This window comes from Anaeromicropila herbilytica, assembly GCF_016591975.1.
Classification (GTDB): Bacteria; Bacillota; Clostridia; order Lachnospirales; family Lachnospiraceae; genus Anaeromicropila; species Anaeromicropila herbilytica.
Window position 1 is genome coordinate 4,821,335 of the sequence record NZ_AP024169.1, and the last position, 13,724, is coordinate 4,835,058.

A 13,724-nucleotide genomic window follows, 5' to 3' on the forward strand; every position below is an offset into this window, starting at 1 on the left:
CCCTTTTCTTTTTATTCTTATTCTCTTCCTAGACTCAATACATTATCTCTTTTTCTAATAAAGCTAAATAATAGTTAATTCATAACATGTTTATTTATAAAACGTGTTTTTCTTAGTTACTTTTTCTATCTAATTAATATAGCTTTTATTATACTGACTTTTATGAAGATACTTTTCTTTTGTTGCTAGTCCCCCACGAATATGTCTTTCGGATTTGTTAAGGTCTAAGACCATTCTTGCTTTTTTGGCTAGGGATGGGTTAATTTGAGTTAATCTCTCTGTAACATCTTTATGAACGGTGGATTTGCTTATACCAAATTGCTTTGCAGTCTGACGTACAGTTGCATTATAATCAATGATATAGTTAGCAATATCTACTGCTCTTTCTTCTATGTAACCTTTCAAAAAGAATCCCCCTATGATACTTATTTTTACATTGTATGCGGCTAGATTCTTAGATAGTACAGATTCCAAATGGTTTTAATCGCTTAATTCACCCATCCTCTCAATTACTTCAAATCAATTATTAACTCATCTCCTTTTAACATTACCTTTTCTTCTCTTCCATGATAACGAAGTATAAATCCTTTATATTTCTTATCGTATCCTCCATAAATCAAGCGTATTTTTACTTCATGTTCTTTTGTTAACTCTATTTGATATTGATTATATTCGCCCTTCTGATAAGCATAATCTTCACCATTATCTTGATAATGAGTATAAGAGCCTACTCCGTCATATAGATCTAGAATTAGGTACTCTATTTCCTTCTCACCTATATACTTAATGTCTGGATAATTTGGTATAATGCTACCACTCTTTACGTAGATCGGACAAATATCAAGTGGTGCTTCCTTTATAATAATTCGTTTACCCTGATGAACCTCTCTTGTCCAATAATCCACCCATTTACCTTCTGGTAAATACACCGCACGAAACCTCTTACCTTGTTCTACAACTGGCGCTACTAATACATTTTCACCAACTAAGAACTCATCATTGGTTTCTTTTACTTTCTCGTCCGACTGATAGTGTAGAATTAGCGGACGCATAATTGGTAATCCAGTTTTTTCACTCTCATAGAACAGATCGTATAAATATGGAATTAATTGATATCTTAACTTGATATATTTACGATTGATATCTAATGTTTTCTTGTCAAACATCCATGGTTCCTGATATCTACTACCGCTCGCAGAGTGGTTTCTACATAGAGGCGAGAAGCATCCCACTTGAATCCATCTACTTAACAATTCCTTGGTTGCTTCATGACCAAACCCTCCAATATCTGTTCCTGCAAAAGCTATTCCGCTCATTCCAAGATTAATTAATTGCGGAATTGCCATCTGCAAATGCGGCCATAGGCTTTGATTATCTCCCGTCCAAACGGTACTGTATTTTTGAGTACCAGCAAAGCAAGCCCTTGTAATTACAAATGGACGCTTTTTATCATGTTTTTTAAGACCATCAAAAGTTGCTTTTGACATAAAATGTCCATATACATTATGTACTTCTTCATGGTTTGTCGTTCTTCCATCCATAGAAAATACAACATCCTTAGGAATCTCACCTTTAAAACTTGCAGGTTCATTCATATCATTCCAGATTCCCTTTACTCCACTTTCAAGCATAATCTTCTGTTTATCTGCCCACCACTCTCTTACCTTTTCCTCAGTAAAATTAGGGAATACTGAATCTCCTGGCCACACTTGATTTACATAGATATCACCATTTGTATCTGTAGCAAAATACCCATTTTGCTTGCCTTCTTCATATACGAAATATTCATCCTCTTTCTTAACGCCTGGATCTATAATGGTAACAATCTTAAACCCTTCTTCTTCTAAATCATGAATTAATTGTATATAGTTAGGGAAGTCCTTCCCGTTCCATGTAAACACTTTAAAATCTTGCATATAGTCAATATCTAGATGAATAGCATCACAAGGAATATCCAATTCCCTAAAGTGTCTTGCAATATCTCTTACACTGTCTTCATTCTCATATGACCATCTCGATTGTTGATAACCTAAGGTCCATAATTGAGGTAGCGGAGTTCTTCCAGTCAAGTACGTATAATGATATATGATTTCTTTCATATCTTCACCATAGATAAAATAATAATCGAGATTTCCTTTATCCGCAGCAAAGAAATAATAATCATCGCTCTCTTTTCCCATATCAAAATAACTCTTATAGTGATTATCAAAGAATATTCCAAATACATGATTCTTTTTTAATGTAATGAAAAATGGAATTGACTTATATAAAGACTTATAGGATTCATTATGCGCCGAAGGATCGTCCGTATTCCACATCTCGTATTCATATCCTCTTTTATTTAAAAAGCCTGTTTTATCACCTAGACCGTAAAACGCTTCATCTTCTTCCATTTCTTTGATTACTATTATTTTATTCTCAGCTTCCTCGGAATTACTAATCTGATGTCCTTCCATTAATGCCAATTCCTTAGCTTCCTTTGATTGTTTCGTCGCTTGCAATCGGCTCTTTCTATAATCTTTACAAAGGCTTTTTCCTTTCGCATCATAAAAATCTACTTTGTACTCATCATATACTTTAACAATTAATTTACTCGTTGTTATGGTAACGCAAGCAGAATCCATCTCAACCTGATATACGGTTGGTACTTTTTTATCTCCTTCAATTGAAGTTGAATGATGCTCTTCACTATCAAGTCCAGCAAACACATTTATTATTGAATCTGTCAATACCTCAATTCTTGTTGTCATCTCTTCAAAGTGAAGATAAATAACTTGCTCTTTTTTCTCGTAACTTTTTAGTCTACCAAACATTATTTACTCTCCTAGTTCATTTACTTTTTATTATTTAATATTTTTTCTTGTTCCTTATAATCTGGCATAAATTCAGCAACTAAATTCCAAAAATCTCTTGAATGATTCATATACTTCAAATGACTAAGTTCATGTAATATTACATAATCAATCACTTTATCTTGATAGAACACTAAGTCTCTATTCAATGAAATATTCCCGCTAGAAGAACATCTTCCCCAGCTTCTTGTTAGCTTTTTAATCGTAACCTTCTTTGGATATAACGAGGTTATTTCACTTAAGTAGGTTATACGTTCCTCTATCTTATTCTTAACAAGTTTTTGATAAAATTTCTGAATTGAATGTTCAAGAATTGGTTTCAATTCTTTCTCCTGATAGCTTTTAGGCAATGTTACAAGAAGATTATCATGTTCTATATAGATACTAACTTGACTACAGTCTTCATAACGAATCTTAAGCTGATATTGTTTACCAAATACATAGAACATTTCTCCTTCCATAAATATCAATTCTCTTCTGACATTATTTTGTTGTATTTGATATTTTTCTTTTATCCATTCTTCTTTTTGTAATAATATGTCTTCAATTATCTTTTTATTTGTACGTAATGGCACCTTAACTGTTACCAGATTGTTTTTAATGCTGATATATATATGTTTTCGCTTACCATAATCTATTTCATATGGAATCTTTAGATTCCCGTACTCAAGTATTCCTTTATCTTTAAGCATCGCTAAGCTACCTTTCATTTTTTCGTAAATTTTCGTATATTTAAAGTATATACCATTATTTTTAAATATTCAAGTAATTTAGATTCTCAAATTAAAAGCATCCGTTAAAATTGTTATATTGATACAATATTGAAACGGTGCTATAATATTATAAATCTTACATTAATTTTACATTTTTTATAATTATTTGTAATATTTATTAAGTATTATTTATAATATAATTTGGAGGTAAGTATAGATGTCTTTTGGCAGTAACCTGGAACGCTTTCGTAAATCAAAGAAAATAAGTCAATCCGCTCTCGGAACTTCGATTGGTATCACACAACAAATGATAAGTAGTTATGAAAAAGACTTATCCTCACCAAACATAGATGTGTTAATTAAATTATCTGATTTTTTCAATGTATCTATTGACACTTTAGTTGGACACCATGCAAAAACATCTGATTTTCACTCTTCAACATCCAGATTTCTTACTTATTTTACTGGTCTTACAGAATTAGATCGTGAAAAGTGTATTCTCATTATACAGACAATTCTTACTGACCGTAATCTTAAACTTGATAAAAAAAGAAAGAGAAGTCAACCTTTATAACGACTTCTCTTTCTTTTAATTAATTAGATGTTATAACGTTCTACGCCTTCTTTTCCAACTCTTGCAAATATTAAAGGCTTGTCTTCTGACTTGGTATCACCAATTTGATAAGCATCAAGAATCATTTTATTTGCATTCTCAAACAATTCTTCTTTAGAAGCATATAAAGTCGCAAGGACATCGCCTTTTTTAACATAAGATCCAATCTTATTCTTTAGTATAATACCTGCCGAATAATCAATCACACTATCTTTTGTTTCTCTACCAGCTCCAAGGGAAGTTGATGCTATTCCACATTCTTCTGTATTAATATGTGTAATATAGCCTTCTACTTCTGCTTTAACATCATAAGAGTATGGTGCAGATGGAAGTAAATCAAGATCATCAACTATCTTTTCATCTCCGCCTTGTGCTTTTAACATTGCTTTTAATTTCTCATAAGCTGCACCTGATTTGATAGAATCTTTTGCAAGTTCCATACATTCCTCAAGAGTTCCCTTATTGCATAAGTACAACATGTTACTAGCAAGTTGTAAACACACTTCGGTCAAATCTTCTGGACCATGACCTTTAAGTGTTGCAGCTGCTTCCTTAACTTCTAGTGAATTACCAATACCATTACCTAATGGAATATCCATATCAGTAATTAAGGCAACTGTTCTTCTATTCTGGTGTTCGCCAATCGCTACCATCTTCTCCGCTAATAGTATGGAATCTTCCAATGTCTTCATAAAGGCACCACTTCCAGTTTTTACATCCAAGAGAATTGCATCACTTCCAGCTGCAAGCTTTTTACTCATAATAGATGCTGCAATTAATGGTATACTATCTACAGTTGCTGTTACATCTCTTAAAGCATATAGTTTTTTATCTGCAGGTGCTAAGTTTCCAGATTGTCCAATAACACTAACTCCAAGTTCATTCACTATTTTAAAGAATTCTTCTCTTTCAAGTGAAGTCTTTAAGTTTGGAATAGATTCCATCTTATCTATGGTTCCTCCAGTGTGCCCTAATCCTCTACCAGACATTTTTGCAACTTTACCACCACAAGCAGCAACGATTGGTGCAATTACTAAAGTAGTTTTATCACCAACACCACCAGTACTATGTTTATCTACTTTTATACCTTCAATACCTGATAAATCAACCATATCTCCTGAATGCGCCATAGCATTTGTTAAAACAGCAGTTTCATGGTCATTCATTCCTTTAAAATAAATTGCCATGAGCATTGCTGACATCTGGTAATCAGGAATCTCACCAGATACATAAGATTCTATCATAAACTTAATTTCTTCATCACTTAATACATCACCGTTTCTTTTTTTGGTGATTAAATCATACATTCTCATATTTTTATCCATTGTATAACACACAAAATGTGTTACCGCCACAATAAAAAGGTGGGAAGAATCCATATGTGGCATTCCTTTCCTTATTCTACTTTCTTCCAACCTTATAGCCATTCGCTTTTGAAAATTATTTCCTTCCGTTATAAACAATGAATTTGTAGCAAAATAAACTATTAAATTACTCTTCAAATCAATATATATTTTCTATCTATATTAGGGTGCCAAAATTGACACCCTAATTATATTATTTAATGCGACGTTTCTAATTCCCATTTAACTATTTAGTTTTAATTATGTTCAGTCTTGTGACCGAACTATATCTAATTTTGAAACCAAATTACAATTATGATAATCTCGTATACATAGTAATTAACTATTAGAAAAGGCCCCCACATTCAGATTTCCTGGTCCAAAACCATATGGCAACATTTCTTCCAAGGTTAGAACTTTATAATTTTCTGGAGATGTAGCTAATATAATCTGAAATGTTTTAGGATCGCAAAATTCCATCATTACCTGGCGACACACACCACAAGGGGGGCATATATCTGTTAATACTCCTTCTTTACCACCTACAATTACAATTGACTGAAACTCTCTTACGCCTTCACTTACTGCTTTAAAAAAAGCAGTACGTTCTGCACAATTCGTTGGTGTATAAGATGCATTTTCAATATTACAGCCAGTATATACTTGACCATTTTTAGCTAAAAGTGCTGCTGCTACTCTAAAATTAGAATATGGTACATAGGAATATTTTAATGTGTCAATTGCAATCACTATCTGTTCTTCAATTTTCATATCAGATTGCCCTCCTCTTATTCTGAAATTATCTAACCTGTTTCAGACTGTAGTTTATATTATGCTAAGATTAATATCCGGAACCTTGTTCGTTTTTTGCTAATTTTACGATTCTACTAGTTCCTAAACGACTAGCACCAAGAGAAATAAATTTCTTCGCATCATCAAAAGATGAGATTCCACCAGCTGCTTTAATCTTAACATCTTTGCCTACATATTTTGCAAATAATGCAACATCTTCAAATGTAGCACCAGATGTTGAGAATCCTGTAGAAGTTTTGATATAGTCCGCTTTCGCATTTGTAACCACTTCACACATCTTGATCTTTTCTTCTTCAGTCAATAGGCAAGTTTCAATAATTACTTTAAGAACTTTATCACCGCATGCTGCTTTTATCTGACGAATTTCATCTTCAATCATATCATATAAGCCATCTTTTACATGACCAATATTAATTACCATATCGATTTCATCTGCACCATTATTAATAGCATCTTTCGTTTCAAATACCTTCACTGCAGTTGTGTTATAACCATTTGGAAAACCAATTACAGTACATACTTTCATCTTGCCTTCAACATATTCTTTTGCCTTTTTGACATAAGAAGCTGGGATACAAACAGAGGCTACCTGATAAGTGATAGCATCATCACAGATTGTCTTAATATCACTCCATGTTGCTGTTTGTGTTAATAATGTATGGTCTACTTTTTCAAAGATTTCTTTATTTTCCATGATATAATCCTCTCCTAATGCCTCTATTATTCAGCTATTTCTAACGCAATTTCCATCATTTCTTTGAAGCTTACTTGTCTTTCTTCAGCAGGTAATGCTTCCCCAGTATATAAATGATCTGAAATAGTAAGAATACATAACGCTTTCTTACCCAACTTTGCAGCGTTCATATATAATCCAGCTGCTTCCATTTCTACTGCAAGAACACCCATTGCTTTCCACTTATCATTAGCTTCTGTATTAGCATCATAGAATGTATCAGAAGATAGAATATTACCAACTTTAACAGAGATTTTCTTTTCTTCTGCAACTTCAACTGCTTTTCTTAATAATGAGAAATCTGCAACTGGAGCTAATGTACCTGGTAATTGATATTGAGCAGCAAAGTTAGAATTAGTGGATGCTGCCATGCCAATTACAACGTCACGTACTTTAACATCATCAGCAAAACCACCTGCAGAACCAATACGGATGATAGATTCTACTCCATAAAAACTATATAGTTCATAAGAGTAGATTCCAATAGATGGGATACCCATTCCACCACCCATAACGGATACTTTTTTACCTTTATATGTTCCTGTATATCCAAACATATTTCTTACTGTATTAAAGCAAGTGTAATCTTCTAAGAAGTTCTCAGCAATAAATTTTGCTCTTAAAGGATCTCCTGGCATTAGAACTGTTTTTGCAATTTCTCCTGATTTTGCTCCATTGTGTGGAGTAGGTGTATTTGACATATTAATTTCCTCCTAGGATTGAATGATTATGATACGATAGGTTTTTTACCCTTCTTGTGTTACATTTTACATATAATTTATCTCTTTTATAACTATTCAGAAATTGCCCTGTAACTGTGAAAGCACTGAATTGTTACTATTTTTAATTGCTAACTTCATATGTTGCTAACTACATATGTAGCATATCTATATTCCTATTATTTATTACTCATTGATTCTCTTTAGAAAACCAGAGCAATGATTCCTTATATAATCCGAAAAGAATTGGATACTTGGTCCAGCAAGTAAAGCTGTTAACACTGTAACTACTCCAATTTTTCCACCTAATAATATTCCAATAATCAAAGTAACGATATCAAATGCTACTTTAACTTTTTTATATGGATGCTTCACTTTTTCTGATAGGATAAATACAGTGCCTGTCCAAGGATCTAGTCCAATATCTACTACTATAAATATTGCAATTCCTACAAATAACATAACACTACCAAGCACTGCAGAAGCGCCTCTTGTAAATAGATTAGTTGATAAATTTAATATCTCAAATAGTTTTGTTCCCATACTTATTGATGTTCCTAAACTAATGACATAAATAAATGTACCAATGTGAATATACTTACGATCTGTAAAGAACACGACAATCATCAATACAATATTAACAATTGCTGATACAATACCAAATTGTTCTGGGGTAAAATGTATTGTTTTACGTACCCCGTCGTATAATACAGAGATTGGGTCATTGCCAAGTAATGCCGCTGCATTAAATGCAATACCAACCCCTGCAAATAATAATCCAATAAATGCGATTACGATCTTAATTCCTAAATTTTTTCTCTTATTGTTCATTCTCTAAAACCTGTTGTAAAAAGGTTGTTCCTTTCGTTTTTACAGGCACGTTAAAATAATCAAGGATTGTCGCCGAGATATCGGAGAACGTATCTTTTGTTCCTAGATTAACACCTGCTTTTATTTTATTGCCATACATCACAAGTGGTGTGTATTCGCGGGAATGGTCTGTGGAAGGAGTTGCTGGATCACATCCATGATCTGCTGTAATCATAAGAATATCCTCATCTCCTAATTTTTCAAGGATATTAGGTAGCTTTTCATCAAAATAAGTCAATGCTTTTGCATAACCATCAACATCATTACGATGACCATATACCATATCAAAATCTACAAGATTAATAAAGCATAATCCGTTAAACTCTTCGTCCATAAGTGCAATTGTTTGCTCTATTCCATCTGCGTTGTCTTTTGTACGAGTCATCTTAGTAACTCCCTTACCAGCGAAGATATCATTAATCTTACCAACTGCAAGAACATCATATCCTTCTTCTTTTAGCTGATCTAACATTGTAATCTGAGGTGGCATTAAGGAATAATCATGACGTCTTGAAGTACGTTTATAATCTGGATAAGCTCCTTCAAATGGTCTAGCAATAACACGTCCAACACCATATTTTCCAGTACATATTTCTCTTGCAATTTCACAATAGCGATATAATTCATCAATTGGCACAATATCCTCATGTGCAGCAATCTGGAATACACTATCTGCAGATGTGTAAACAATTAATGCTCCTGTTTCCACATGTTCTTTACCATAATCTCTTATTACATCAGTTCCTGAATATGGTTTATTACATATCACCTTATGCCCTGTACGTTTTTCAAACTCATTTAATAATTCTTCTGGAAATCCTTCTGGAAAAGTTGGAAGCGGTTCCTCTGAAACAATTCCAGAAATCTCCCAATGTCCAATTGTTGTATCCTTACCTTTAGAAGCCTCATGCATTCTAGCAACTGCTCCTGTTGGATTATCTATACCTTCCCCGCAGTCCATCCCGTCAATATTAAAGAATCCTAATTTTTTCATATTAGGCATTGAAAAATACTTACTTGTAGATGCTGCTTTAATTGTATTACTTCCTTCATCTCCATAGGCTTTTGCATCTGGCATTTCGCCGATACCAACGCTATCAAGAACGATTAAAAATACTCTTTTCATACTTTTTCTCCTTTCGTATTTTTATAACGATAAGCAATTATAAAATTCCAATAATGTTGCTAAGATAGAATAAAAATATAATATTATTCTATCTTAATTTGTACTCATTAACTTAATTTAAGCCACTCTCAAATATATCTATTCTATAGATTAGTAGTGATTATAATATTTATTAGTGGAACTGTATTATACCTCATTTTACCACTAAAATCTAGTGATTTTTCGTATTTTACCTTGAAAGCCTTTTAACTAATGACCCTTAAATTAGATTAAATTTTCAGGATTCAAACATTTCAATTCGTCTACAACAAATAGGCCATCCTTACGAATTAATACATCATCAAAGAACATCTCTCCGCCGCCAAATTCAGGTGTTTGGATGCATACCAGATCCCAGTGAATACTAGAATGATTTCCATTTGGCGCATCATCATAGCAGTTACCTGGTGTGAAGTGGAAGGATCCTTTAATTTTTTCATCAAATAAAGTATCTTTCATAGGTTTTGTAACATATGGATTAACTCCAATTGCAAATTCTCCAATATATCTTGCACCTTCATCTTGATCAAATACATCGTTAATACGTTTTGAATCATTGGCTGTTGCCTCTATAATCTTTCCGTCTTTAAATGTTAATTTAATTTGTTCAAATGTAAATCCTTGATATATACTTGGCGTATTATAGGATAGAGTTCCATTTACAGACTCTCTAACTGGTGCTGTAAATACTTCACCATCAGGAATATTGCAATCACCAGCGCATGGAATAGCCGGAATTCCTTTGATTGAGAATGTCAAATCAGTTCCTGTACCAACAATTCGAACTTTATCTGTTCTTTGCATATAATTCACTAAGTTCTCCATTGCTTTCCCCATCTTAGAATAGTCAAGATTACATACGTTAAAGTAAAAGTCTTCAAATGCTTCTGTACTTGTACTAGATGATTGAGCCATGGAACTATTAGGATAACGAAGCACTACCCAACGAGTCTTTGGCACACGAACCTCATGATGAACTGGAGTAGAATAAAATTCACTGTATAATTTCATTTTTTCAGCTGGAACATCCGATAATTCAGTAATATTATCGCCACCTCTGATTCCAACATAACAATCCATTTCATTCATTTCTTTTGCATCGATTTCAGCCATAAGTTGTAATTGTTCTTTGGTACAGTTTAATAGTACTTCTCTTAATACTTTATTATCTGTAAAGTGAGGAAATGGCACTCCTCCAGCAAGATATACTTCTTTAATTAATTGTCTGGCAATATCTACCGTATCATTACCAAAGTAATGAATATATACTTTTTCACCTTTTTTTACTTTCATTGAGTAATTTACCAAGTTCTTAGCTAGTACTTTAACTCGTTCATCCATGTTTCATCCTTCTTTCATCTCATTATTTATAATAACTAACAAATATATTACCTTCTTGTTCAAAAATCTTTGATGCATCATTTAGCCCAATCTTCCTTGTTTCCATTCTGCTTGGATCTATTACAGTAATGTTAAACTCATCATAAGCTGTTATTAGAACTGCATGTTCATCATCTTTCATTGCAATGATTGGATACCCTTTACTAACATAGTATAATGCTTCATCTAAGCTCGCACCTGTTAGGTTAATTGGATTCTCCTTTATATTGTCTTTTAAGGTCTCATACATAGATTCCTTACTACTCTTCAATTCAGAAACATCAACCTCTTTCCTAGAATACGTTAACAACATTTTAAGACATGCTGTAATGCTATTTACATTTTCACTTACATATACAGGTGTGATACCAGATAAACTTCTTCTAGTATCTTTCTCTCCTCTTTCCCAGATAGGTTTTTGCATTTTATTTAGCACTACACCAAATTGATTATCTGCTTTCTTAATTGCATCTCCTGCATTATAATAAGTAGCAATGATTTCACCCATGGCATTAACATAATATTTGTCTTCTATTCGAGTGGTTTCCTCTAAATGAAGAGCGGTTTCGTCATTAATTACAGTATTAAGCGTACTTGATACTTGAGGATACTTATTAAATGTAAAAGTATTTGGTAGTTCGATGACAGCTTCCTCTAACAGATCATCTGTTGAAACTTTTGATACCAAAAAAGATTCTTTCGTAGTCTTTGCTTGGTTTAAAATATAGTCTGACTTAACATGTTCATAGGATGGTTTATCAGATGATTTCTTAACCCTCGATAATTCTATAATATTATCTTTTACTGTAGAATTAATTACATAAAAACCTTTCTTTTCATAGTTCATTAAAGAATTGCCATCGATATCTACAATTTCAACTTTATATAACGGAACTAGGGTACTACCATTCACATCGGTTGTTATGTCATTCGTTTTTGCATATCCAAATATAATATTTGCATTTATCGTTCCTAATATTTTAATATTTTCATTATTATTCGCTTCAATTATATTTTGCTTTCCTGTTTCTAAGTCCATTATAATTATTTTCTTAGTTTTTTTAGCATTGTTATTATCCTGCCAAGATATAAATTTTCCTTGCTTCGAGAAATACAGATTATTATTGTTAATATTAGAAGCAATCTCAGTTAATTTTCCAGATACAATGTTATAACTATAAATATTTTGATCAATAGAGAAATAAAATACTTTGCCTCGGTTAACATAGCTAAAACAATCTAGATTCTCTTTTAATAATTGATATGGAATATCTACTGGAATATATACTTGTTCCTCAATTCGATTCTCTTTACTATAATATTTGTATAGAATAATAGCAATTTTGCCCTCATAGTATCCACTATTCATGTACCCATATACCATGAAGTCGATATCTCCGTTATCATCCATGCCTAAGATTCTTGTATTATGCTGATCATAATTTGCCCTTACATCACTTTCCTTATTATCCGCAAACGAGAATACATCAACCATTTTATTGTTTGTCAAATCGTAATACCATAGACACCCATCTTTTACAAAAGCGAATTTTGTATTATCAGCACTTGAAGTAATATTAAAGTCATTTTGATTTGATATTCCTATCTTTAACTTGTTACTTGATAAATTGGATAAGTTAATATCAAATATGGATTCCATGGTTCTATCATAATTCAGCAAATACATACGCCCTTCTGTATAACGAACGCGATACATTTCCTTCACATTATAATAAGCTTTTTTCTTATCCTTATTGGTCTCAATTTTATATTTTAATTCAATTGTACTCACATCTGCATTGGTTTCCTTTATAGTAGGTACAATCTCACCCACTACTTTAGGATTTAGATTTTTAAAACTAACCAATTCAAAACTAGAATTAATATCAACATGCGCTAAACTATTATTCTGCCTTGTAACATCTGGCTCAAGATAGATAATCATGTCACTTGCCTTTTTCTTATCTAAAATGCTGTTATGAAAGTTCATGATAAAATCTAGGTTTTCCTTTAAATGAGAATTCTCTATATATTTAATTCTTGTATAATAATGAATTTTCTTACTCGTATTTGTAACTGCTGTTATTTCTAACGAATATTCTGTATTTCTTTCAAGTTCAGCTTTTAACCTGATTTTAGCTAGTTTTTTCCCCTTATTTTTCTCTAGCGCTGCAATAGAACCAGAATCCAATAGCTTATTATCTGAGATTTCACTTACTTCATAATTAATTTTCTTAATATCATAGTTCTTCTCATCTAATATAGCTTCCAATGTACGCTCTTCGCCAATTGGCGTAATGGATTCTCTAATTAAATTTGCTTCAATATTCGAGCTATATCCATGAAGTTGATTGATTACTTCATCCCCTGATTGAATTGACAGAATAGGAAAAGTCTCCTCACTCATTTTAATTGTCTTTGTCTTTTTGACGGATTCGCCTTGAATATTACTCTCAAAATAAACAAGCGCACCAATAAATACTGTTACTAATATAATTACTCGATAAACATGCTTTAACATGA

The 13,724-nt window shown here is 32.3% G+C and carries 12 protein-coding genes; 1 reads left to right on the forward strand and 11 read right to left on the reverse strand.

The window, feature by feature from the left end:
* Window positions 1-129: 129 nt before the first annotated feature.
* The 3 genes from spoIIID to bsdtb5_RS20540 form a co-directional block, all read right to left on the reverse strand.
* Window positions 130-405, reverse strand: coding sequence for a sporulation transcriptional regulator SpoIIID (gene spoIIID / locus bsdtb5_RS20530; protein ID WP_271713814.1), 276 nt, complete (start codon window positions 403-405; stop codon window positions 130-132).
* A gap of 104 nt (window positions 406-509) precedes the next feature.
* Window positions 510-2,813, reverse strand: a complete 2,304-nt coding sequence (locus bsdtb5_RS20535) for a glycoside hydrolase family 31 protein (RefSeq protein WP_271713815.1) — start codon at window positions 2,811-2,813, stop codon at window positions 510-512.
* A 20-nt stretch (window positions 2,814-2,833) separates the two neighbouring features.
* Complete coding sequence (locus bsdtb5_RS20540; RefSeq protein WP_271713816.1) at window positions 2,834-3,544, reverse strand: M48 family metallopeptidase; 711 nt, start codon at window positions 3,542-3,544, stop codon at window positions 2,834-2,836.
* A gap of 238 nt (window positions 3,545-3,782) precedes the next feature.
* Here bsdtb5_RS20540 and bsdtb5_RS20545 point away from each other — a divergent pair, with 238 nt between their 5' ends.
* The gene (locus bsdtb5_RS20545) at window positions 3,783-4,139 is read left to right on the forward strand and encodes a helix-turn-helix domain-containing protein (RefSeq protein ID WP_271713817.1); all 357 of its coding nucleotides are present in this window, start codon (window positions 3,783-3,785) and stop codon (window positions 4,137-4,139) included.
* Between the two features lie 23 nt (window positions 4,140-4,162).
* Here bsdtb5_RS20545 and bsdtb5_RS20550 read toward each other — a convergent pair whose 3' ends face one another.
* The 8 genes from bsdtb5_RS20550 to bsdtb5_RS20585 all read right to left on the reverse strand — a co-directional run bounded on the left by bsdtb5_RS20550 (window position 4,163) and on the right by bsdtb5_RS20585 (window position 13,722).
* On the reverse strand, window positions 4,163-5,491 hold the full coding sequence (locus bsdtb5_RS20550; RefSeq protein ID WP_271716154.1) for a pyrimidine-nucleoside phosphorylase: 1,329 nt from the start codon (window positions 5,489-5,491) through the stop codon (window positions 4,163-4,165).
* A 369-nt stretch (window positions 5,492-5,860) separates the two neighbouring features.
* The gene (locus bsdtb5_RS20555; protein WP_271713818.1) at window positions 5,861-6,292 is read right to left on the reverse strand and encodes a cytidine deaminase; all 432 of its coding nucleotides are present in this window, start codon (window positions 6,290-6,292) and stop codon (window positions 5,861-5,863) included.
* Between the two features lie 70 nt (window positions 6,293-6,362).
* On the reverse strand, window positions 6,363-7,028 hold the full coding sequence (gene deoC, locus bsdtb5_RS20560) for a deoxyribose-phosphate aldolase (RefSeq protein WP_271713819.1): 666 nt from the start codon (window positions 7,026-7,028) through the stop codon (window positions 6,363-6,365).
* 26 nt (window positions 7,029-7,054) lie between these two features.
* Complete coding sequence (gene deoD, locus bsdtb5_RS20565) at window positions 7,055-7,768, reverse strand: purine-nucleoside phosphorylase (protein ID WP_271713820.1); 714 nt, start codon at window positions 7,766-7,768, stop codon at window positions 7,055-7,057.
* Window positions 7,769-7,972: 204 nt separating this feature from the next.
* Window positions 7,973-8,617 carry a YczE/YyaS/YitT family protein gene (locus tag bsdtb5_RS20570; RefSeq protein ID WP_271713821.1) on the reverse strand — a complete coding sequence of 215 codons (645 nt, stop codon included), beginning with the start codon at window positions 8,615-8,617 and terminating at the stop codon, window positions 7,973-7,975.
* Window positions 8,607-9,782 (reverse strand): phosphopentomutase, encoded by a 1,176-nt coding sequence (locus tag bsdtb5_RS20575; protein WP_271713822.1) that lies wholly within the window; start codon window positions 9,780-9,782, stop codon window positions 8,607-8,609. Before bsdtb5_RS20575 ends, bsdtb5_RS20570 begins: the two co-directional genes overlap by 11 nt.
* 264 nt (window positions 9,783-10,046) lie before the next feature.
* Window positions 10,047-11,162 carry an aminopeptidase gene (locus tag bsdtb5_RS20580; RefSeq protein ID WP_271713823.1) on the reverse strand — a complete coding sequence of 372 codons (1,116 nt, stop codon included), beginning with the start codon at window positions 11,160-11,162 and terminating at the stop codon, window positions 10,047-10,049.
* A gap of 22 nt (window positions 11,163-11,184) precedes the next feature.
* Window positions 11,185-13,722, reverse strand: coding sequence for a cysteine peptidase family C39 domain-containing protein (locus bsdtb5_RS20585; RefSeq protein ID WP_271713824.1), 2,538 nt, complete (start codon window positions 13,720-13,722; stop codon window positions 11,185-11,187).
* Window positions 13,723-13,724: the final 2 nt, after the last annotated feature.